At 71.1% G+C, this 22,952-nt stretch carries 17 protein-coding genes and 1 tRNA gene; 9 read left to right on the forward strand and 9 right to left on the reverse strand.

Annotated features, from left to right (window positions below; translation table 11 throughout):
* Positions 1–39: 39 nt before the first annotated feature.
* The 9 genes from ACFS27_RS07370 to eno form a co-directional block, all read right to left on the reverse strand.
* Positions 40–978: an alpha/beta fold hydrolase gene (locus tag ACFS27_RS07370; protein ID WP_377181481.1), complete on the reverse strand. Its 939-nt coding sequence runs from the start codon at positions 976–978 to the stop codon at positions 40–42.
* A gap of 178 nt (positions 979–1,156) precedes the next feature.
* A tRNA-Leu gene (locus ACFS27_RS07375) sits at positions 1,157–1,230 on the reverse strand.
* A 209-nt stretch (positions 1,231–1,439) separates the two neighbouring features.
* Entirely contained in the window at positions 1,440–2,897 is a 1,458-nt protein-coding gene (locus ACFS27_RS07380) for an NAD(P)/FAD-dependent oxidoreductase (RefSeq protein WP_377181483.1), read from the reverse strand.
* Between the two features lie 201 nt (positions 2,898–3,098).
* Complete coding sequence (locus tag ACFS27_RS07385; RefSeq protein WP_377181485.1) at positions 3,099–4,448, reverse strand: hypothetical protein; 1,350 nt, start codon at positions 4,446–4,448, stop codon at positions 3,099–3,101.
* On the reverse strand, positions 4,445–4,777 hold the full coding sequence (locus ACFS27_RS07390; protein ID WP_377181487.1) for a PadR family transcriptional regulator: 333 nt from the start codon (positions 4,775–4,777) through the stop codon (positions 4,445–4,447). Before ACFS27_RS07390 ends, ACFS27_RS07385 begins: the two co-directional genes overlap by 4 nt.
* Positions 4,778–4,836: 59 nt before the next feature.
* Positions 4,837–5,787, reverse strand: coding sequence for a Ppx/GppA phosphatase family protein (locus ACFS27_RS07395; RefSeq protein WP_377181489.1), 951 nt, complete (start codon positions 5,785–5,787; stop codon positions 4,837–4,839).
* Positions 5,788–5,896: 109 nt separating this feature from the next.
* Positions 5,897–6,397, reverse strand: coding sequence for a DUF501 domain-containing protein (locus tag ACFS27_RS07400; protein WP_377181492.1), 501 nt, complete (start codon positions 6,395–6,397; stop codon positions 5,897–5,899).
* Between the two features lie 41 nt (positions 6,398–6,438).
* The gene (locus ACFS27_RS07405; RefSeq protein WP_377181494.1) at positions 6,439–7,395 is read right to left on the reverse strand and encodes a septum formation initiator family protein; all 957 of its coding nucleotides are present in this window, start codon (positions 7,393–7,395) and stop codon (positions 6,439–6,441) included.
* A gap of 151 nt (positions 7,396–7,546) precedes the next feature.
* The gene (gene eno, locus ACFS27_RS07410; RefSeq protein WP_377181496.1) at positions 7,547–8,827 is read right to left on the reverse strand and encodes a phosphopyruvate hydratase; all 1,281 of its coding nucleotides are present in this window, start codon (positions 8,825–8,827) and stop codon (positions 7,547–7,549) included.
* 336 nt (positions 8,828–9,163) lie between these two features.
* Between eno and ACFS27_RS07415 the strand changes: the two genes are divergently transcribed.
* The 9 genes from ACFS27_RS07415 (at position 9,164) to ACFS27_RS07455 (ending at position 22,929) form a co-directional block, all read left to right on the forward strand.
* Positions 9,164–10,675, forward strand: coding sequence for an ABC transporter permease (locus ACFS27_RS07415; protein WP_377181498.1), 1,512 nt, complete (start codon positions 9,164–9,166; stop codon positions 10,673–10,675).
* Positions 10,676–10,756: 81 nt separating this feature from the next.
* Complete coding sequence (locus tag ACFS27_RS07420; protein ID WP_377181500.1) at positions 10,757–11,434, forward strand: ABC transporter ATP-binding protein; 678 nt, start codon at positions 10,757–10,759, stop codon at positions 11,432–11,434.
* Positions 11,435–11,769: 335 nt separating this feature from the next.
* Positions 11,770–15,963, forward strand: coding sequence for an endo-1,4-beta-xylanase (locus ACFS27_RS07425; protein ID WP_377181502.1), 4,194 nt, complete (start codon positions 11,770–11,772; stop codon positions 15,961–15,963).
* 346 nt (positions 15,964–16,309) lie between these two features.
* Positions 16,310–17,905: a peptide ABC transporter substrate-binding protein gene (locus tag ACFS27_RS07430; RefSeq protein ID WP_377181504.1), complete on the forward strand. Its 1,596-nt coding sequence runs from the start codon at positions 16,310–16,312 to the stop codon at positions 17,903–17,905.
* A 95-nt stretch (positions 17,906–18,000) separates the two neighbouring features.
* Positions 18,001–19,005 (forward strand): ABC transporter permease, encoded by a 1,005-nt coding sequence (locus ACFS27_RS07435; protein ID WP_377181507.1) that lies wholly within the window; start codon positions 18,001–18,003, stop codon positions 19,003–19,005.
* The gene (locus ACFS27_RS07440) at positions 18,998–19,927 is read left to right on the forward strand and encodes an ABC transporter permease (protein WP_377181509.1); all 930 of its coding nucleotides are present in this window, start codon (positions 18,998–19,000) and stop codon (positions 19,925–19,927) included. The genes ACFS27_RS07435 and ACFS27_RS07440 overlap by 8 nt, the downstream gene beginning before the upstream one ends.
* On the forward strand, positions 19,924–21,027 hold the full coding sequence (locus ACFS27_RS07445; protein ID WP_377181511.1) for an ABC transporter ATP-binding protein: 1,104 nt from the start codon (positions 19,924–19,926) through the stop codon (positions 21,025–21,027). The genes ACFS27_RS07440 and ACFS27_RS07445 overlap by 4 nt, the downstream gene beginning before the upstream one ends.
* Positions 21,020–22,219: an ABC transporter ATP-binding protein gene (locus ACFS27_RS07450; protein WP_377181514.1), complete on the forward strand. Its 1,200-nt coding sequence runs from the start codon at positions 21,020–21,022 to the stop codon at positions 22,217–22,219. Before ACFS27_RS07445 ends, ACFS27_RS07450 begins: the two co-directional genes overlap by 8 nt.
* On the forward strand, positions 22,216–22,929 hold the full coding sequence (locus tag ACFS27_RS07455; RefSeq protein WP_377181516.1) for a type 1 glutamine amidotransferase: 714 nt from the start codon (positions 22,216–22,218) through the stop codon (positions 22,927–22,929). Before ACFS27_RS07450 ends, ACFS27_RS07455 begins: the two co-directional genes overlap by 4 nt.
* Positions 22,930–22,952 lie beyond the last annotated feature (23 nt).

Here is a 22,952-nt window from a genome sequence, read left to right on the forward strand (position 1 = left end):
CCCGCCGACGACCGACGCTCAGCGATCAGCGATCAGCGATCAGAGGCGGGTCTCGATGAACGCGGCCGTCTGCTGGGCGATCAGGTCCGGCTCATGCTGGAACACGTAGTGGCCGACGTCGAGCTGCACCAGCTCCGCACCGGCCTGGCCGGCGAACTCGGTGCTGGCGGGCACCCAGAAGTCGCCGATCTCGTCGCCGTCGGACACGAACATGAGCATCGGGCCGTCCGGGAGGTCGCCCGCCTGCACGGTTGCCGCGTTGTCGAGGAGCGCGAGACCTTCGGCGTACTGCGAGTCGCCGAGAAAGTTTCGGTGGGTCAGCATCTCCTGCTGGGCGATCTGGTCAGCGCCCAGCCCCGCGGTCAGGTCGTCACCACCCATGAGCCTCGAGAGCCCGAGGAACGTGAGCTGCCGCCCCAGGTCCATCGTGGCCTTCTCACCTTCGAGGTCGAGCAGGTCGTAGGAGTGCGGGACAGCCATGTCGAGCCCGACGACACCGGCCACCTCGTCCGGGTAGGTCTGCGCCCAGTACAGGGCTTCTAGTCCTCCCATCGAGTGCGGCGCCAGGACGTAGGGCGGCACCTCCCCGGCCAGTAGCAGTGCTTCGCGGGTGTCCTCGAGCATGGCGGCCACGTGCCGATCAGTGTCGACCTCGTCGGAGTACCCGTAGCCGAACCGCTCGACCACGACCGTGCGGAATGCGTCGTCGAGGCGATCGGTGAGCGGCTTGAAGGAGTAGATCGGCGAGGCCGTCCCAGCTCCGGAGATGAAGACGATTGCCGGTTCGTCGTTCTTCGGCCCGTGCGCGCTCACGGACATCCGGTGCCCGCCGACGGTCGCCATCTGCCCGGCAGGCTCGAGCTCGTTCGCCTCGTGACGGAGCATGATGTGGTGGTAGCCGATGAAGCCGCCCACCAGGACGAGCAGGGTGGCGAGCAGGCCCGCCAGGGTCTTGCCGATGAACCTCAGGGCTCGCATGTCGTCCCGATCGCTGGAAGCGCGACCTCCCTGTGGAAGTGCGTCGCTCTGCCTCCAGTCTTCCGACAGCGTGACCGCTCCGGCAGGGCGCCACCCCCCGAGCTGCGCCTCGGGATCACCCCACCCGCTAGCGTGGGCAGACCCACCAGGACGGTGGTGAGCTCAAGGCCGACACCGGTGCCCCCACCCGGATTCGAACCGGGACTGTGCCGGGTTTAAGCCGGCTGCCTCTGCCAGTTGGGCTATGGGGGCGCACCGCAGAGACTACCGACCCCTCCCCACGAACGACCGCGGGCCATGCGATCTACCGCGGTCCACGCCATCTTCCGCGTTCCAGGATCAGAAACGCGGAAGATGGCATGGTCCGCAGAGAATCACATGGCCTCGGCAGAGCTGCCGGCGGGCGGAGCCGGTAGAGGGAGGGCCTGCTGGGCCGACGCCTGGCGGGCCGGACCCGTAGCTCAGGCCTTGGAGCCCGACTCCGCACGCTCGGCGGACGACTCCGCCTTCTGCTCGACCTTCTCGCCCGCCGGCTTCGGCGGTACGGAGGCGTTACGGAACTCCTGGCGCGGGTCGTGCAGCGAGCCCAGCGAGACCAGCTCGCGGCCCATGAGGAACTGCCCGATCCAGCCGATCAGGATCCGGACCTTGCGGTTGCCGGTCGGCATCGCCATCACGTGGTAGCCGCGGTGCGCCACCCAGGCCGGGAATCCGCGCAGCTTGATGAAGCCGAACAGCTCGGCGACGCCCTTGTACAGACCCAGCGACGCGACGACACCCAGGTTCTTGTGGTCGTAGTCGACGGCGGGCTTGTCCTTGTAGAGCGCCACGATGTTGTCGGCAAGGCGCACCGCCTCGCGGATCGCGTGCTGCGCGTTCGGCGGGCAGAACTTGCCCGGGTTGTTCACGTCCGGCACGGCGGCGCAGTCGCCGGCGGCCCAGGCGCCCTCGACGACCTCGCCGTCCTCCGTCGCGATCTGCAGCGTCGGCAGCACGATGGCGCGGCCCATCTTGTCGAACGGGAGGTCGGACGCCTCCTTGATGACCGGGTTCGCCTTGACGCCGGCGGTCCACACGATCGTCTCGGTGTCGAACTCGACGCCCGTCGACGTGACCACGTGCCCGTCCACGCAGGACGAGAGGAACGTGTTGAGGTGGAACTCGATGCCGCGCTTCTTCAGCTCGGCGAGCGCGTACTCGCCCATCGGCTCCGTGACCTCCGGCAGGATGCGGCCGGCGCCCTCGATCATGACGAACCGCAGGTCGGACGCCTCGATCGTGTTGTACTGCCGCGTCGCGTAGCGCGCCATGTCCTCGATCTCGGCCAGGGCCTCGATACCGGCGAACCCGCCACCCACGAACGTGAACGTGAGCATGCGCTTGCGCAGGTCGGCGTCCCACGTGGAGGACGCGACGTCCAGCCGGTTGATGACGTGGTTGCGGACCGCGATGGCCTCTTCCACGTTCTTGAAGCCGATGGCCGCCTCCGCGAGGCCCGGGATGGGCAGCGTGCGCGACACCGAGCCGAGGCCGACGACCAGCTGGTCGTAGGTCACCTCGTACTCGTCGCCCGACTCGGGCTGGATCTTCACGGCCTTGCGGCCGTGCTCGATCGTGGTGACCTTGCCCTGCAGCACGTCGATGCCCTTGAGGGCCTTGCGGTGCGGTGCGACGACGTCGCGGGCGTCGATCGACCCCGCGGCCGCCTCGGGCAGGAAGGGCGCATACGTCATGTACGGCCGGGGGTCGACGACCACGATGGCCGCTTCCCGCTTCTTCAGCTTCTTACGCAGGCGGCGCGCCACGTAGAGGCCGACGGACCCGCCGCCGAGCACCACGATGCGCGGCACCTTCCGCGGGCGCGGCGGGCTCGCCGGACCGGAAGCATGGCTGACCGAGGTCAGGTCGTTCTGAGGCATGATTCCCAGGGTACCGCGCGCTTCGCATGCCTACCGACACGACGAAGAGCGGCGTGTGCGTGATGCACACCACGCCGCCGTCGCCGCTGCAGGAACTTCCTCGATCCTCTGGCGACCACAACGGACCGCCACCGCCGGAAGTTCCCGGCGGGTGGAAGTCCGTCGCGATCAGCCGGCACGGCCGCCATCGGCCGGCGCGGCTCAGTCCGCCTGCGTCGCCTCGAGCGTCGGCACCAGGAGATCGGTGCCCGACGCCGGGCCCTCGCCCGGGTCCACCGTCTCCCCGCGCGACCGGCTCATCGGGCGGTCGCCGCTGGGCTCCGTGGCCGGCGCGTCGGACCCGTCGGTCGACTCAGGGGCCGAACCAGAGCCGGCCACCGCCGCATCGTCATCGATGGCCGTCGGCGCCTTGAGGAACGGCCACGGCATGTCCTGCGGCCGTACCCCCGTGGGCGGCTGGGGATACGGGTCGTCGTACCCCTCGGGGTCGTAGAAGCCGCTGTCCTCGGCACCGAGGCCCAGCTCGTCGGCGGGCACGGCGCCGAGGGGGAAGACGTTCCAGCGGGCGCGTCCGTCAGAGGCGATGGCGGGCTGGAAGCTCCAGGAGCCGGCGACGTCGGACACGGACCAGGTGTCCCAGGTCGCGCTGTCGTCGATCGTACGAACGGGCCGGCCGCGGTCGTCGAAGAGCTGCACGTCGCGAATCGGGTTGCCCTCCGCGTCGTAGGCGAAGATGTTGCTGACCTGCATACCGTCGACCCAGACGCCGTCGGCCTCCGCCATGGGCGCGCCGCTCGCCGTGCTCGCCTGGGAGACCTGCGCGTTGTGGTACCCGTCGTTCCACCCGGCGTCATAGGTCAGGACGTCGGCCGCGACCGGGTCGGCGTCCGCCTTGACGTCGAGCACCATGGGGATGGCGAGGACGCCGGCGGCGACCGACGCGACCGCGACGGCGCGGGGGAACCAGGCCCAGCGCGGCACCCACTTGCCACGCCCCCACTGGACGCTCACGACGATCGCCGCGATCACCAGGATGCGGCCGGACGCCGAGGACGGCCAGAACGTGATGTCGCTGATCCCGTACTGCCACAGGACCGCCTGTGCAGCGACCCAGCCGCGCAGGATCCACCAGGCAGGGGCGAGGGACCGGGCAAGCTCGGCGAACGCAGTCCAGGCCGGCGTGCTCGCCACGGGCCGCCACACGGCGCGCGACCGCTCGGACACGACGGTCCAGGCCGCTGCGACCACCCGGCCCGGTCCGCGCCGCACGTGGCCGGCGGAGGTGTCGGCGGGCAGGCCCGCCGCCGCACGCAGCTCGGTCGCGTACTCGTCGGCGGGTCCGAAGCGCGCCGCGAGGTCGAAAACCTGGGTCGCTCCCGCGTCGGCGGGGGCGACCATCCCGTCCAGCACCGCCTCGGTGAGGTCGGCCTCGAGCCCGTCGGTGAGGTCGTCAGCCACGTCCGGGCCGAGGTCCGCCAGGTGCAGGCGCACCGCCTGCGCATAGCCGCGCACGTGGGCAGACAGGGCGTCACTGCTGGTGATGGTGTTCATCGAGCTACCTTGTTCCTCTCGCCGAGAAGTCCGGCCACAGTGTCAGCGAACTCCTGCCACTCCTTGCGCTGGATCTTCAGCGCCTCCCGCCCGTGCGGGGTGATGCCGTAGTACTTCCGGTGCGGCCCGGACTCCGAGGGCACCACGTAGCTCGTGAGCGAGCCGTTCGCGTACAGGCGGCGCAGGGTGCCGTAGACGGAGGCCTCACCGGACTCGACGCCGCTGGCCCGCAGCCGCCGGACGATGTCGTACCCGTAGCCGTCCTCCTGCGCGACGACCGCGAGCACCGCGGCGTCGAGCACTCCCTTGAGCAGCTGCGTTGTATCCACGAGAAGCACGGTACCGCGCAATGCGTAATAGCGCTACGGCCCGGCGAGCTCCCACCGGCTCACGCCATGGAGAGCGCGATCCCGTCGAGGATGTCGTGCTCGCTCGTCACCACGCTGGTCAGCGACCCGCCCTCCGCCGCGACGTCGGCCGCGACGCGAGTGATGACCTCGGACCAGACGAGGGCACCCGCCGCGATCACGTCGACCCGGCCCGGGTGCAGAAACCCCATCGACGTCCGCTCGGCTCGCGACGCGGTGAGGAGCGCCTCGCAGGAGGCCAGCACCGCCGGAACGGGCAGCTCAGCCTGGTTCACCCGCTCGCGCCGGTACTCCGTCAGCCCCAGCGCGTGCGCGGTCACCGTGGTGATCGAGCCGGCCAGCCCGACCAGGGTCGCGGTCTTCGCGAGGGGAACCACGCGGGCGGCGTCGTCCAGGTGGGCCCGCACGTCCCGGCGGGCCGCCGCGATCTCGGCGGCCGACGGCGGATCGCTGTGCAGGTGCCGCTCGGTCATCCGCACCGAACCGACGTCCATCGAGACGCTCGCGTCCACCGAGCCCGTGCCGAGGACCAGCTCGGTGGATCCCCCGCCGAGGTCGACGACGAGGAACGGGCCGGCGTGCGCCTCCGCCACCGCGCCGGTGGCTCCGCGGAACGACAGCTGCGCTTCCTCGGAGCCGGTGATGACCTCGACGTCGACGCCGAGCGCCGTGCGGACACCGTCGAAGAACTCGCCCCGGTTCCGTGCGTCCCGGGTGGCCGACGTCGCGACGAACCGCACCTGCTGCGCGCCGGAGGCCTTGATCGCCGCCGCGTACTCGCGGGTCACCGCCAAGGTGCGCCCCAGCGCCTCTGGCGCCAGCTCGCCGGTACGATCCACCCCTTGGCCCAGCCGTACGACCTCCATGCGGCGGTCGAGCTCGGTGAGGTTTCCGGCGGCGTCGACGTCCGCGACCAGCAGGCGGATCGAGTTGGTGCCGCAGTCGATCGCGGCTACGCGAGAGGAAGTCACGCGAGGATTCTTCCAGGCGCCCCGACCTCGGGGGGGCCCGACGGGCGGGTTCGCGAGAAACCTCACGTGGTTGCGGGCACCGCCCAGGGGTAGGTGCCGGGCACGGCGGTCAGCAGGTGCAGCGGTCGGGGCGCCAGGTGTCCTTGGCCAGGGCCAGGGCCTCGTCGCCCAGCGGGTTCACGCCCGGGCCGGCAGCGAGGGCGTGCGCGAAGAGGACGTGCAGGCACTTGACGCGCGTCGGCATGCCGCCGGCCGAGATGCCGGCGATCTCGTCGACGTGCGCGATGGCCTCGCGCTGCGCCAGGTAGTGCTCGTGCGCCTTCCGGTACGCGGCGGCGAGCTCATCGTCCGACTCGAGCCGCGCCGTCAGCTCCTTCATCACACCGTTCGCCTCGAGCGTCGAGGCGGCGGCGACCGCTCCGGGGTGCGTCAGGTAGAAGACCGTGGGGAACGGGGTCCCGTCCGGCAGACGGGGCGCGGTGCGCGCCACGGTCGGACGTCCGCACACGCAACGCGCCGCGATCCCCACGACCCCGCGTGGCTCGCGGCCGAGCTGCTCGGCCAGGACGCGCAGATCGTCGTCGGACACGGTTTCAGTCGCGGTGTTCACCCACCCATTGTGGCCCAGTGCGCGGGCTGGACCCAGCGGGCCTACTCCTCGCCGCCCGCGATCCGCACCGAGTCCCAGACGCTCGTGTACCAGGGGGTGCCCGCGTCCTCGGCCACGCCGGGCGAGGGCTCGACGACGCCGGCGGCCGGCTCGTCCTCCTGCACGGACTCGGTGTCGAGCGGGCGCCACACCTTGTCCCCCGGCATGACGAACCGGAAGCGGGACCGTGCCTGCTCGATCACGTACGACCGGTCGTCCCAGCGGGCCAGCTCGGTCTCGAGCTCCTCCTTCTGGACCTGCTGCTGGCTCAGCTCGGACCGCAGCTCACGCAGCTCGGCCTGTTGCGTCACGACGGCACGCACGGTCGGCAGCAGCAGCACCACCGCGAGGAGCACCACCACGGACAGGACCATCGCCCGGACCGTCAGCACCTCCGGCAGCACGAGCCCGAAGCTGCCCCGCTTGCGGTCGGCGCGCGCCGGCGGTGCGACGCTGCCGGAGACCGCGCTACGACGGCGCGGCTGCGTGGGCCGCTTCGCTCCCCCGCCGGACGTCGGCCGCGCGCCTCGCGGAGCCGCCGTACCGGGACGTGCCGGCGCGGTCCGTGGCGCAGGACGTGCGGGCGCGGTCCGTGGCGCGGAGCGTGCCGCTGTGGTGCGCGCCGTCGACGGCGCGGGCGCGGTCCGCGGAGCAGCGGCCTTGCGGCTCGCCGACGACGGCGCAGCGGGCTTACGGCCGGCGCCCTTCGCGGGGGCACCCTTCGCCGTCGTGCCCTTCGCCGCCGACGCCCTGGTCGTCGAGCTCTTGGTCGCCGAGCCTCTGGTCGTCGACCCCGCGCTCGGCTTCTTCGGCGCGGCCTTGCCCTTGGCGGTCGGCGCAGCACCCTTGGCCTTCTTCGCGCCACCGGCGCCCGAACCCGCGCGCGGGGTCGACGGCGGGCGCGCACCCGAGTCGCGCGCCGAACCCGAGGGCCGCGCCGGGCGACGTGAGGAAGGCATGGGTCGATTGTGCCGATTCGCCGGGCCTTTGTACCGGCATTACCTCCGGCGCGCCGTGTGTCGAACGAGAAAGTCCGCTTCTATCCAGCGATTGCGCCCGAACTCGCAAGGTGTTTGGGCAGAATCGCTGGGTAGAAGCGGACTTACTGGATCAGCCCTGGAAGCGGGGGAACGCCGACCGGCCGGCGTACGTGCCTGCCTCGTCGAGCGCCTCTTCGATGCGCAGCAGCTGGTTGTACTTGGCGATGCGCTCGCCACGGGCGGGGGCGCCGGTCTTGATCTGGCCGGCGTTGGTCGCGACGGACAGGTCCGCGATGGTGGTGTCCTCGGTCTCGCCGGAGCGGTGCGAGGTCATCGTGGTGAAGCCGTTGCGCTGGGCCAGCGTCACGGCGTCCAGCGTCTCGGTGAGCGTGCCGATCTGGTTGAGCTTCACGAGCAGCGAGTTCGCCGACTTGAGCTCGATGCCCTTGGCCAGGCGCTCGGGGTTGGTGACGAACAGGTCGTCGCCCACGATCTGGACCTTGTCGCCGACCGTGCCCATGAGCGCGGCCCAGGAGTCCCACTCGTCCTCCGACAGCGGGTCCTCGATCGAGACCAGCGGGTAGTCGGCCACGAGCTGCTCGTAGTACGCGATCATCTCGTCCGGCGTCTTCTTGCCGCCCTCGAACGCGTACACGCCGTCGGAGAAGAACTCCGTCGCGGCGACGTCGAGCGCGAGCGCCACGTCGGTGCCCGGCTTGAGGCCGGCCCGCTCGATCGCGACGAGGATCAGGTCGAGCGCCTCGCGGTTGCTGCCGAGGTTCGGCGCGAAGCCGCCCTCGTCGCCCAGGCCGGTGGCCAGGCCCTTCTCCTTCAGCACGGACTTGAGGGAGTGATACACCTCGGTCCCGGTGCGCACCGCCTCGCGGAACGTCGGGGCGCCGATCGGGGCGATCATGAACTCCTGGACGTCCACGTTGGAGTCCGCGTGGGACCCCCCGTTCAGGATGTTCATCATCGGCACGGGCAGCACGTGCGCGTTCGGGCCGCCCACGTAACGGAACAGGTCGAGGCCGGCGCTCTTGGCGGCAGCCTTCGCGACGGCGAGCGAGACGCCAAGGATCGCGTTGGCGCCCAGCTTGCCCTTGTTCGGGGTGCCGTCCAGGTCGAGGAGCGCCTGGTCGACGATGCGCTGCTCCTCGGCGTCGTATCCGACGAGCTCGGGGGCGATCTCGTCGTTGACGGCCGCTACCGCCTTCTCGACGCCCTTGCCCAGGTAACGGCTCTTGTCGCCGTCACGCAGCTCGACGGCCTCGAACGCGCCGGTCGATGCGCCGGACGGGACCGCCGCACGGGCGAAGGTGTCGTCGTCCAGGACGATCTCTACCTCCACGGTGGGGTTGCCGCGAGAGTCGAGGATCTCGCGTGCTCCAACGGCTTCGATGCTAGCCACGGAATCTCCTTCTAAGGATGTTGCTCGGAGGTTACGGCCCTCAGCCTAGAACGTCCGCCGAGCGGGCGGGCAACCGTCCACCGGGTGCCCGTCGCATACCCGGCAATGCCCGCGGCCATGCCGTGCGCCCGCGGTTCACAGGGTCACCACAGGCTCACGACAGGCCCACCACAGTCAGCCGACCTAGCGTTCCGGTCGTCCGGCGCAGACCGCCTCACGGAGTTCCCCGCCTCGCCCGCTCGCCATTTCCCCAGGGCACAGCGCCATGACCCGCGAGGCGGTCAGCGCGGACACCAACGTCCCGCACGTCCCCCTCCGGACCCCAGGCAGGAGCCCATGTTCTTCACCTATCTGCGCAGAGAGCTGCGCAACCGACGGAAGCAGACCGTCGTGGTAGCGATCGGTCTCGCGGTCGCCATCGCGCTGGTCATCGTCGTGAACTCAGTATCGACCGGCGTCAAGGACGCCCAGTCCGAGGTGCTCGAGTCGGTCTACGGCGTCGGCACCGACATCACGGTCTCCCAGCCCAGCGACGGACCGGTCGCAGCCGGCGCCCGCCCTGGCCGCTTCGACTTCGACGAGGGCGAGGGCGAGGCCAACGAGGACGGCACGCGCGACCTCTCGGAGGACCGCCTCAGCACGGCCATGGGTTCGACGTCGTTCGACTCCTCCGCCCTGGAGACCGTCGCCGGGCTGGACCACGTGTCCGGCGTCGCCGCGACGCTCGACCTGCAGAACATGTCCTTCTCCGGCGAGATGCCGGATATCGAGGCCATGGAGGACGGCAGCGCCACCATGCGGATGGGTCCGGACGGCGCCGGCGAGGGTTCTGCGGGCGGCTCGTCCTTCGAGATCGAGCAGTTCACGGTCACGGGCGTGGACCCCGACACCGCCGCCGTCGGCCCGCTGACGACCGCAGAGGTGGCCGAGGGCCGGACGCTGCAGGCGGGCGACGAGAACGTCGCCGTGCTGGACGCCACGTACGCGCAGCAGCAGGAGGTCGGCGTCGGGGACACGATCGCGGTCGGCGGCGAGGACCTCGAGGTCGTCGGCATCGTCGCGTCCTCGACGGGTGACGGCGTCGCGACGGCGTCCGACGCATACCTCCCCCTGGCCACCGCCCAGACGCTCGCGGACCTCGCCGACGAGGTCACCGACGTCTACGTGCAGGTCGACTCCGCCGCGAACGTCGATGCCGTCGCCGCCGCCATCGAGGACGAGCTCCCCGACGCGTCGGTCAGCACCCAGTCCGATCTCGCAGAGGGCGTCACCGGGTCGCTCTCGACGGCGTCCAACCTGATCGGCACGCTCGGCACCTGGCTGAGCGCCATCGTGCTGGCGGCAGCCTTCGGCCTCGCGATCCTGTTCACCGTGTCCGGCGTGAACCGCCGCACGCGGGAGCTCGGCACCCTCAAGGCGATCGGCTGGAGCAGGGGCCGCGTGGTCGGCCAGGTGGCGGGCGAGTCGGTGGTGCAGGGCCTCATCGGTGGTGCAGCGGGCCTCGCGCTCGGGGCACTGGCGGTGTGGGCGGTGAACCTGTCGGGCATCACGCTGAGCGGCGCCTCCGGCGGCTTCACCATGGGCGGCGCCACCGCGCCGATGCCGGCGGGGGCGGTCCAGGGCGGCGTCACCGCGCCGGACGGCGGGGGCGCCTTCGGTGAGGGCGCCGACACCCTGGCCGGTGCGGCGGGCAACGCCGTCGACGTCGTCCTCCAGGCGCCGGTGAGCCTGTGGATAGTCCTGGCCGCCGTCGGGCTGGCGGTGCTGGGCGGGCTGCTCGCCGGGGTCGTCGGCGGGCAGCGCGCGGCCAAGCTGCGCCCCGCCGAAGCCCTCCGTTCCCTCGCCTGACCTGGCGCCGGGGCCGGTGCCGGTCCCGGCTCTGACCCCCGAGCATGACCCCGACCATCGCCTGAGAGGTTGATCCGAACCATGTACCAGATCGACGACCTGACCAAGACCTACCGCCAGGGCAAGCGCGTGGTGCGCGCGCTGAAGAACGTGTCCCTGACCATCGGCGACGGCGAGCTCGTGGCCGTCCAGGGGCCGACGGGCGGCGGGAAGTCCACCCTGCTGCAGATGCTGGGCGGACTGGACCGGCCGACGTCGGGCACCGTCCAGCTCGACGGCAAGGACCTCGCCGGGATGACCGACGCGCAGCTCACCGCCGCACGGGCCGAGACCATCGGCTTCGTGTTCCAGAACTTCAACCTCATCCCGACGCTCACCGCGCTGGAGAACGTCGAGACGGCGCTCGTGCCGGCAAAGCTCCCACGGCAGAGCCGGACGGCGCGGGCGCTGGCCGCACTGGACTCGGTGGGCCTCGGCGATCGGGGTGACCACCTGCCGGGCGAGCTGTCGGGCGGGCAGCAGCAGCGCGTGGCCATCGCGCGGGCTCTGGTGAAGAACCCGAAGGTGCTGCTGGCCGACGAGCCGACGGGCAACCTCGACGAGGAGACCCGCGACGAGATCGTGGACCTCATCGAGGGCCTGTGGAAGGAGCAGGGGCTGACGATCGTGCTGGTCACGCACGACTCAGTGGTCGCACGACGGACGCCGCGGCGGCTGCGCATCGCGAAGGGAGCGATGAAGGAGTTGTCGGCGGCGTAGGTGACCGCTGAATTGCGCGGGAAGACCCGTCGGCTCCCTCGGCGGCTCCGCGAAGGTCCGCTTCCACCATGCGATTGGGCATGCTCCACGGCCGTACGGCATGCCCAATCGCATGGTGGAAGCGGACCTTCTGGCGCCCCCTGGCCGGCGCCGACCTCAGCAACCTCTCGACGGCGGCGCGCGCCCTGGCTACGCTGCCCCTACGTTCGCCGTGGCACCGTCGCCCCGGCGTTCGAACCCACCCGGAGACACGCGCAAGGGAGCGCAGCATGCCTCGTCGAAATCGTTTCACTCCAGTTCTTCCGAGATTCCGAAATCGTTTCACAGCCGCCGGCGTGACGGCGTTCGTCGCCGCAGGGACGCTGGCGGCGGTACCCGCCTCCGCGGCCCCGGCCAGTACGAGCGTCGCCACCACCACCAGCACCGCAGCCGCAGCCACAGCCACCAGCACCAGCACCAGCACCAGCACCAGCACCGACACCGACACCGACACCGACACCGTCGTCACCGCCGTCGACTTCGAGGACGGCACCACCGGGACCTGGACACCCAGCGGCGCAGCGGAGCTCGACGTCGTACCCGACCCCGCCGACGACGGCGCCGGCAACGTCCTCGCAATCACCCGAGCCGCCGACTACGAGGGCATCCAGTCCCCCACCGGGATCTTCGAACCCGGCCTCACCTACACCTTCAGCATGCGCGCCCGTCTCGCGGAACCGACCGAGCCGACCGAGCCGACCGACCCGAGCCCGTCCGCCCCCACCAGCACCGGTCTCCGGTTCGTCATGAAGCCGTCCTACGCGTGGGTCGGCAACACGACCATCGGCACCGAATGGACCACCGTCACCGGCACCTGGGCGGCCGACGGCGACCCGACCGAGCTCCAGGCCTACCTCGGCAGCGCCGACCAGGACGCGCCCTACACGATCCTCGTGGACGACATCATGGTGACCACCTCTGACACCGCCCCGCCGGACGACGTCGTTCCCGGCGGCGCGATCAACCCCGTACCCACGCCGGTCTACCTGGCGGAAGGCGGCGGCGACGTCTCGGCCCTGACCTTCGACGACGGCCCGAACCCCGGCACCACGCCCGCCCTGCTCGACTTCCTCGCGGAGCACGACCTCCAGGCCGTGTTCTGCGTGATCGGCCAGAACATCCAGGCCGACGGCGGCGCCGACATACTGCGCCGGATCGTCGCCGACGGCCACGTGCTGTGCAACCACTCGACGGGCTACGCCGACATGGGCTCCTGGACCGAGGAGCAGGTGCGCGCGGACCTGGTCGAGAACATGGGCATCATCCGCGACGCCCTCGGCAACCCGAACCAGAAGATCCCGTTCTGGCGTGCACCGAACGGTTCCTGGGGCGTGACCCCGGGAGTCGCCGTCGGGCTGGGCATGCAGCCGCTCGCCGTGCGGAACACGATCGCCGACTGGGAGACGCAGGACGTCGACGCCCTCACCGCCAACCTGCGCGCTGCGATGGTCGCGGGCGAGCTGGTCCTGGCCCACGACGGTGGTGGCGACCGGTCAGGCACGCTCGCCGCGGTCCGGACGGTGGTCACGGAGCGCCTCGCCGCCGGCTGGGAGTTCACCGTCCCGCAGGGCACTCCCCCGGCGTCGGGCCCCGTGATCAGCACGGACTTCGAGGACGGCACGCTCGACGGCTGGGCGCCACGCAACGGCGCCGACACCTCGGACTTCAGCCTCGCGGTCACCGACGCCGACGCCCATGACTCGACCCGGTCGGCGGCGCTGACCGGCCGCGAGCACACGGGCGACGGCATCGGCCGCGACGTCACCGGCACGCTCCAGGCGGGTGTGGCCTACGACGTCTCGGCGTGGGTCCGCTACCCCGAGGGGCAGCCGGCCGGCGACATCTGGCTGAGCCTGGCGAGCACCGGCGACGACGGCAGCCAGACCTTCGCGACGCTCGGCCAGTTCGACGGCATCACCAGCACCGGCTGGACCCAGGTGACCACCACCTTCACCATGCCCGCCCACGAGAGCGCCCTGCTGTACTTCGAGACCGCCTACAACGGCGGCATCACGAGCGACTGGCTCATCGACGACATCGTGGTGTCCGTCCCCGAGCCGCCGCTGATCGAGGACCTGACCGGCATCAAGGAGACCGTCGACTTCCCCGTGGGCGTCGCGATCGACAGCCGCGAGACGTCTGGCGCGGCCGCCCAGCTGCTGAACCGCCACTTCGGTCAGATCACGCCCGAGAACCACATGAAGCCCGAGGCTTGGTACGGCGACGACGGCGCCTTCCGCAGGCATCCCGAGGCGACGGCGCTCATGGACTTCGCGCAGGCGAACGACCTGCGGGTCTACGGCCACGTCCTGGTCTGGCACAGCCAGACGCCCGAGTGGTTCTTCCAGGACGACGCCGGCGAGCCGCTCCCGGCGACCGACGAGGGCCGGGCGGTCCTCCGCGAGCGCCTGCGTACCCACGTCTTCAGCATCGCGGAGGACCTGAGCACCGACTACGGGCCGTTCGGCTCGGACACCAACCCGCTGGTCGCGTTCGACGTGGTCAACGAGGTCGTGTCGGACGGCGGTGAGAACGCGGACGGTCTGCGCCGCAGCGAGTGGTTCCGGATCCTTGGCGAGGAGTTCATCGACCTGGCGTTCCGGTACGCCGACGAGGCGTTCAACGAGACGTACGCCGCGGCGCCGTCGGACGGCTCGCCCGGCACGGTCGCGGAACGTCCGGTGACCCTGTTCATCAACGACTACAACACGGAGCAGGACGGCAAGCAGGACCGGTACCGCGCCCTGGTGGAGCGGCTGCTGGAGCGCGGGGTCCCGGTGGACGGGGTCGGGCACCAGTTCCACGTGTCGCTCGCCATGCCGGTCAGTGCGTTGGAGGGGGCCATCGAGCGGTTCGCGGACCTGCCGGTCACGCAGGCCGTCACGGAGCTGGACGTCACGACGGGCACACCGGTGAGCCAGGCCCGGCTGATCGACCAGGGCTACTACTTCAAGGACGCGTTCGACGTGTTCCGCACGCATGCGGAGGATCTGTTCTGCGTGACGGCGTGGGGCCTGACCGATGGCAGGTCGTGGCGGGTCGACAGCGGTGCGCCGCTGATCTTCGACGACCGGTACCAGGCCAAGCCCGCCTATCACGGCGCGGTCGGTGCGGAGCTGCCGGCCCGCCTGCGTACCGCGAACGTGTTCGCGGGCGACGTGCCGCTGGACGGCGGGGCGACGGCGTCGCCGGAGTGGGACCGGCTGCCCCGGCACGCGTTCGACGCACCGGGCGGCGGCGAGGCCGGGTTCCAGCTGCGCTGGGCGTCCGATCACCTGACGGTGTTCGTCTCCGTGGACGACGCCGACCCGGCGCCGGGCGACGCGGTCACGCTGGCGCTCGGGGACACCGGTGCCGGCTCCGAGACGGAGTACGTGGTCGGCCGGGACGGTTCCGTGGCCGGCGGGGCGGAGGGCGCTGACGCCGTGGCGACGGAGCGGGAGGGCGGCTATGACGTCGTCGTGCACCTGCCCGGAGCCCTCGAAGAGGGCGCTACCGCAGCCTTCGATGCCCGGGTGACCAGCGGCGACGAGGCCGGGGACACGACCACGGCGTGGAACACGCCGGGTGCGCTGGGCACCCTGACGCTGATCGAGGAGCTGTCGTACCTGGAGGTCGCTGAGGCGGCGGAGGCACCGCGGATCGACGGCGACGTCGACGACGTGTGGGCCTCCGCCGGCACGGTGACCACGACCAAGGAGGTGGAGGGCTCGGGCGGCGCGGTCGCCACCGTCAGCACCCTGTGGCACGAGGGAACCCTGTTCGTCCTGGCCGACGTCGCCGACCCCGTCGTCGACGTCTCGGGCTCCGACCCGTGGGTCCAGGACTCCGTGGAGATCTATGTGGACGGCGGCAACGCGAAGAACGGCGGGTACCGCGCGGACGACACGCAGATCCGCGTCTCGGCGCAGAACGCCGTGTCGTTCGGCACGGGCTCCGATGCGGCACAGCGCGCTCGGGTGGCGAGCGCGACCACGCTGACCGACGGCGGGTACCGCGTCGAGGCGTCCGTCGACCTGCTGTCCTACGGCGGCCTCGGCACGTTCCACGGCCTGGACTTCCAGGTCAACGACGCCGCCGGCGGCGCGCGGCGCGCCGTCCGCAACTGGGCCGACCCGACCGGGGCCGGCTACCAGTCCACCGCCCGCTGGGGCGTTGGGCAGCTCGTCGGCGTGCCGGTCCCTGCGTGGTCGGCGAGCGCCGTGTACACGGCCGGCGACCAGGTGTCCCATGCGGGAGCGGTGTTCAGCGCGCTGTGGTGGACGCAGGACCAGCGCCCCGGTGCCACTCCCTGGGGCCCGTGGTCCGAGATCGGCGCCCCGACGTCGTGCGCGGACGGCACGTATCCCGCCTGGACGGAGTCCTGGAGGTATGCCGAGGGCGAGACAGCGGTCCACGACGGTCATCGCTGGGTCGCCAAGTGGTACAGCCGTAACCAGGAGCCCGGCTCTGCGCCGTGGGGCCCGTGGCAGGACCTCGGCGCCTGCTGAGGACGGCAGCGAGCACGTGGCGCGCCGGGGATCCGGTGCCGGCGCACCACTGACCTGAACCGGAGTTGTTTCCGCCCCAGACCACCAGGGACGGAAACAACTCCGGGGCCGGGCACGGCTCGCGCTGCGTTCCTCCCGCACGACGGCGGGCACGCCGACTTGGAAAGGGTCCTGACGAATCGTTACAGACGGTTTACACGAGTTTTCGCGCAACCGGCCCGCTCTGGCGATAAGGTCCAAACCTCCCCGTCCCCCGGATCGGGGAGCCGACATGGGGAGGCAAGCAGTGAGGCAAGCACGAGTAGGACGAAGGAGCCCGCTCGCCGCGGTCGCTATGTGCGCCGCCGTGGCTCTGACGGTCGCGGGGTGCAGCCCGGACGACACAGCGTCCGAGAGCGACGGGCCGGTCACGCTGGAGACCTGGATCAGCCAGGACATGGAGACGCTGTTCCCCGGCGACGCCGGGGCCTACGACAACATCAGCGTCCTCGACGTGGTCTACGACGGCCTCGTCCGCTATGACCCGGAGACCACGGAGCCGTACAACTACGTGGCCGAGTCCATCGAGCCGAACGACGACAACACGGTCTGGACCATCAAGATCAAGCCGGACCTCACGTTCCAGAACGGTGAGCGCGTCGACGCCGACGCGTTCGCCCGCTCCTGGAACTACACGGCCGACGGAGACAACGGCCTGTACTCCAACTACTTCTTCAGCATCATCGAGGGCTACGACGAGATGCAGCCCGAGACGAACGACGCCGACGAGATCGTCAAGGAGGGTGCGACGGACGAGCTGTCCGGGCTGCAGGTCATCGACGACCTGACGCTCGAGGTCACGCTCAGCTCCCCGTTCGCGGGCTTCGCGACGATGCTCGGCTACACCGGCTTCTTCCCGATCGCCCAGGAGTGCCTGGACGACGTCGAGAAGTGCGCGCTCGAGCCCATCGGCAACGGCCCGTTCCAGGTCACCGACTGGCAGCAGAGCCAGGAGCTCACCGCCGAGAAGTGGGCGGACTACCCGCTCGACGAGACTCCCGCGTACGACGCGATCCACTGGACCGAGTACGCGGCGGGCGAGACCGCAGGCTGGGCCGACTTCAAGACCGGCGACCTCGACCTGTCCTTCCCGCCGACGGCAGAGGTCGAGTCGGCGTCGAACGATCCAGAGCTCTCCGAGCGCTACGTCGAGCAGCCCGGCTCCGCGCTGACGTACCTGGGCTTCTCCGGCTACACGGAGGGTCCGTGGAACGACATCGAGTTCCGCAAGGCCGTCTCGATGGCCATCGACCGCGAGGGCATCATCTCCTCGCTCGGCAGCGGCCAGGCGACCCCTGCCGACTCCTGGGTGGTCCCCGGCGGCGTCCCCGGCGGCGAAGCAGGCACCTGCGAGTGGTGCGTGTACGACCCGGAGGCTGCCAAGGCGGCGCTGGAGAAGGCCGGCGGTTGGCCCGACGGCGAGAAGCTGCAGATCAGCCTCGGTGACGACGAGGCAGAGGTGGAGTACTTCACCGCGATCGGCAACTCCGTCGAGGAGGTGCTGGGGATCCCGTACGAGCTCAACATCGTCTCCAGCGACGACTACTTCACCACGCGTGCGGAGCAGGGCTTCGACGGCATGTTCCGCAACAACTGGTTCCCGGACTACCCGCTGAACGAGAACTACCTCAGCTTCTACGCGTCGGGTGAGCCCGGCGCAGGTCACTGGGGCTGGTACAGCAAGGAGTTCGAGGACAAGCTCGACGAGGCAGCGGCGGCGCCGTCGCTCGACGAGTCGGTGGCCCTCTACCAGGAGGCCGAGGGCATCCTGGCCGAGGAGTTCCCGACCATCCCGTTCCGCTGGAGCTTCAGCGCGACGTACTACAGCGAACGGCTCGACAACGTCATCCTCAACCCGTTCTCGGGTGCGCCGATCCTGCGCCAGATCGAGGTCACCCAGTAACTCCCCCTTCGTTGTGGGCGTGACCGTTGCGTCTACGTGTCCGTTTTAGGCGCAACGGTCACGCCCACAACAAAGACTCAGCTCGAAAGTAGGCCATGGGTCGCTACATCCTCAGGCGTGTGCTGCAGGCCGTCGGCACGCTGCTGCTCGTGATGCTCCTGCTGCATCTGCTCACGACCGTCGCCATCCAGCTCAACGGCAACCCTGCGCAGGCGTTCTTCGGGGACAAGGTCGCAACACCGGCGCAGATCGCGGCCGTCGAGCAGCGCTTCAACCTCGACGACCCGTGCTTCGACCAGCCCGGCAACCCGTGCCTCGGCCCGTTCGTCGAGCGTCTCGGCCAGTACGCGCAGGGCGACTTCGGCACGAACCTGCGGGGGCGCGAGGTCTCTGACATCGTCGCAACGGCGGCGCCGAACACGATCCGTCTCTTCTGCGTCGTCCTGGTCACCTGGCTCGCCCTCGGCATGGTGCTCGGGTCCGTCGCCGCACGCTGGCGCGGCTCGCCGAGCGACCACGGCATCAGGCTCACGTCGGTGCTCATCGACGCGTTCCCGGTCTTCGTGCTGCTGATCGTCTACCGGTACGTCGTCGCGGTGCCGCTGAACGGGTGGGCCGAGCGGACGTTCGGTGAGAACAGCTGGCCACCGTACTGGTTCAAGCCGTCGTTCGACCCGGAGCACCCGTGGGCGACCGTCCTCGTGCCCGGCATCCTCCTCGGCCTGGCCGGGTCGGCGGCGTTCATCCGCCTGGTCCGCGCCGGCCAGCTCGAGTCCTACCAGGGCGACCACGTACGCACGGCCCGGTCCAAGGGACTGGGCGAACGCCACGTCGTCGTGCACCACGTGGTGCGCAACTCGTCGGTACCCGTGGTGACCGCCATCGGCCTGACCTTCACCGAGGCCCTCGGCGGGGCCGTGATCACGGAGGGCCTGATGAACATCTACGGGATGGGCGGCGTCCTGTGGGGCGCCGTGCGGGACGACGACGTCGGGCTCGTGCTCGGCATCGTGACCCTGCTGGCCGCCGTGACCGTCGTCGTGATGATCGTCGTGGACATCGCGTACGCCCTGCTCGACCCGAGGATCCGCTATGAGTGACGCAGCCACCCCCACGCCGACGGCGCGGCCGACCGGTACGCCGTCCCACCCGCTGGGCGAGGCCTGGCGCACGCTGCGCCGACGGCCCGACACCATCATCGCGACCGTCGTCCTGCTGCTCTTCGCGGTGATGGCCGCCTTCCCACAGCTGTTCACCACCACGAGCCCCCGGTCGTGCCCGATCCGGGAGGCCCGCACCGACCCCCAGGGCTGGGGCGGCGAGCACCCGCTCGGCACCGACTCGCTCGGGTGCGACGTCCTGGCCACGATGGTGCACGGCGTGCGGCCGTCGCTGCTGCTGGCGCTCGTCGTGGTCGGCGTCTCGCTGGCCATCGGCGTCACGCTCGGCCTGCTCGCCGGCTACTACCTCGGCTGGGTGGACTACCTGGTCTCGCGGACCGTCGAGGTGTTCCTCGTGATCCCGCTGCTGCTGGCCGCGCTGCTCGTGCTCTCCCTGTTCAAGGGGATCGACCTGGGCGCCGGGACGTTCAACGTGATCCTGCTCCCTGCCGTGGTGCTGATCCTGTTCGGCTGGATGCCGTACGCCCGGTACGTCCGGGCCAGCACCCTGGAGGCCAAGAACCTTGACTACGTCACCGCCGCCCGCTCCCTGGGGGCCTCCGACCTGCGCATCATGGTCCGGCACGTGCTGCCCAACGCGATCGGGACCGTCACGGCACTGCTGCCGACGTCGGTGGCCGGCGTGATCAGCGCGGAAGCGGTGCTGTCGTTCCTCGGCATCGGGGTGCGCCCGCCCGCGACGAGCTGGGGCATCCAGATCGAGCAGGGCTCGCAGTGGGTCCTCGGCGGCGCGCCGCACATCCTGCTCGCCCCCCTGATCTGCCTGGTCGCGACCGTGCTGGCGCTGGTGGTGCTCGGCGACGCCCTGCGCGACGCCCTCGACCCGAGGCTCACGGCATGAGCGCCGTCACGAGGGCCGTACCGAACGGCGCACCGGGCTCCGCCCCCGGCACGGCATCGGGCGACGCGCTCCTCGAGGTCACCGACCTCACCGTCGAGTTCCGGACCCCCGGCGGCCCGGTCCGCGCCGTCGACGGGCTGTCCTACCGGGTCGAGGCCGGCCGCACCCTCGCCATCGTCGGCGAGTCGGGCTCGGGCAAGTCCGTCTCGTCGCTCGCCGTGCTGGGCCTGCTCCCGGACACCGCACGCGTCACCCAGGGAAGCGTCCGTCTGGCCGGCACCGACCTGCTCGGCCTCAGCCGCAAGGAGCACCGCGCACGCTGCGGCGACCAGGTGGCGATGGTGTTCCAGGACGCTCTGGCCGCGTTGAACCCCGTGCACACCGTGGGCTACCAGCTCACCGAAGCGCTCCGGGCGCGGCGCGGGATGTCGCGCGCCGACGCCCGCACGCGGGCCGTCGAGCTGCTCGACCTGGTCAAGGTGCCGAACGCGAAGGCCCGCGTCAAGGAGTACCCCCACCAGTTCTCCGGCGGCATGCGCCAGCGCGTCATGATCGCCTCGGCGCTGGCGATGGACCCCGACGTCCTCATCGCGGACGAGCCCACCACGGCTCTCGACGTCACCGTGCAGGCGCAGGTCCTGCGGCTGCTCGCCGAGATCCAGGCGGAGCGGCAGATGGGTCTCGTGCTGATCACCCACGACCTGGGCGTCGTGGCCGGCGTCGCCGACGACGTCACGGTCATGTACGCGGGCCGCGCCGTCGAGCAGGCGCCCGTCGTACCCGTCTACACGACGCCGGCGCACCCGTACACGCGCGCACTCCTGAGGTCGATCCCGTCCGCCTCGGGGGCCGGACGCCTGTCCGTGATCCCTGGGCGCCCGCCCAGCCCTGCCGCGATGCCGGCCGGCTGCCCGTTCCACCCGCGCTGCGACGCGGCCCGCGACCTGTGTCGCACGGACGTGCCGCCCGCGGCCGTCCCCGCCGAGGGCCGGATGTCGGCGTGCCATTTCGCCGCGGACATCCTGGCGGGCCGGGAGCCGGCCGCCGACGGCGCCACGGGTACGGACACCGAGACCGACACCGGAGGCCGCGATGACTGACCCCGTGCTCGAGGTACGCGACCTCGTCAAGCACTACCCGGTGCGCAACGGCCTGTTCCGCCGTTCGGTGGCCGCGGTGAAGGCCGTCGACGGCGTCTCGCTCCGCCTGGACCGGGGCCGCACCCTCGGCCTGGTGGGCGAGTCCGGTTCGGGCAAGTCGACCCTCGCCCGCGTGCTGGTCGGCATCGAGAAGCCGACCAGTGGCCAGGTGCTCGTGGACGGCGAGGACGTGCTCCATCTGTCCAGGGCCGGCCGCAAGCAGCTCCGCCGCGACGTGCAGATGGTGTTCCAGGACCCGTACACGTCGCTGAACCCGCGGATGTCGGTGACCGAGATCGTGGGCGAACCGTTCGCGATCCACGGCATCGACCCTGCGGGCGGACGGCGGGCCGCGGTGGGCGAGCTGCTGGAGCTCGTGGGCCTCGACCCCGACCACGCGAACCGGTACCCGCACCAGTTCTCGGGCGGCCAGCGGCAGCGTGTCGGAATCGCCCGTGCGCTCGCGCTGCGGCCCAAGATCCTGGTGTGCGACGAGCCCGTCTCCGCGCTGGACGTCTCGGTGCAGGGCCAGGTGATCAACCTGCTGGAGGACCTCCAGGCGGAGCTCGGGCTGTCGTACCTGTTCGTGGCGCACGACCTCGGCGTGGTGCGGCACATCGCCCACGACGTCGCGGTGATGTACCTCGGGCGCATCGTCGAGCTGGGGCCGGAGGGCGACGTGTACGACGCGGCGCAGCACCCGTACACGCAGGCGTTGCTGTCGGCGGTGCCGGTGCCCGACCCGTCGGTCCGGCTGGTCACGACGGGCGCCCCCGTGACCACGCCCGTCGAGGGCGGGGTCTCCACGGACCCGACCCGTGCCGTCGGCGCGATAGTCCTGGAGGGTGACCCGCCGTCCCCGGTGGACCCACCGTCCGGCTGCCCGTTCCACACGCGCTGCTGGCTCGCGCCGACGCTGCCGGAGGCGCAGCCGGACACGAGCGCCTCCGGACCCCCGGCGGGACGGCCCGGCACCGGCCTGCGCCTGGTCCCGACGGTGTGCGAGACGGAGGTTCCCGCTCTGGTGCCGCGCCACGGCGATGGTCGTCCCGGCGTCCCCGAGGCTCCCGGCACCGCCCCGGCTGACGAGGCTGCCCACGTGGTGGCCTGTCACTTCGCGCGGGAGCTGGTGGCCCATAGGGTCGAAGCATGACGCGTGTCCTGGTTGTCCTGAACTCGCCCACCAGTCTGATGGGCCGGCTCGAACAGTGGCTTCCCGAAGCCGGCCTCGAGCCTGTCCTCACTCCGGGCGCAGAGCTTCCCGAGAGCCTTGACGGGTTCGCCGGCGTCGTCCTGCTGGGCGGCGGCTTCATGCCCGACGACGACGTGCACCACCCGTTCCTGGCCCGCGAGCGGCGGCTGACCACCGAAGCGCTGGACGACGGCGTACCGGTGCTCGGGCTGTGCCTCGGCGGACAGCTGCTGGCGCACGTCACGGGCGGCAGCGTGACGGCTCGTTCGGGTGAGACGGAGCGCGGCATGTGCCCGCTCACGGTGCTCCCCGCCGCGGCTGAGGACCCGGTCTTCGGCGACCTGCCGGGCGTCCCGGACGAGCCGCTGTGGATGATCGAGAACCATGAGGACTCGGTCACGGGCCTCCCGCCGTCGGCGACCTTGCTCGTCTCGAGCGGGGACTGCCCGATCCAGGCCTTCCGCGTGGGAGACCTGGCATGGGGACTGCAGTTCCACCCCGAGGCGCGGCCGGAACGCGTCGCGACGTGGGACGAGGCCGCGCTCTCGGACGAGGGCGTCGACCGGACGGCGCTGGCGGCAGCTGCGATGGTCCACGCGGCCGAGAACGAGGCGCAGTCGCTGGCGCTGGTCCGTGCCTGGGCCGACGTCGTCCGCGAGAACGCGAAATAGCAGCTCTGGACCCACGTAAGGAG

The organism is Promicromonospora vindobonensis (genome assembly GCF_042685865.1).
Classification (GTDB): Bacteria; Actinomycetota; Actinomycetes; order Actinomycetales; family Cellulomonadaceae; genus Promicromonospora; species Promicromonospora vindobonensis.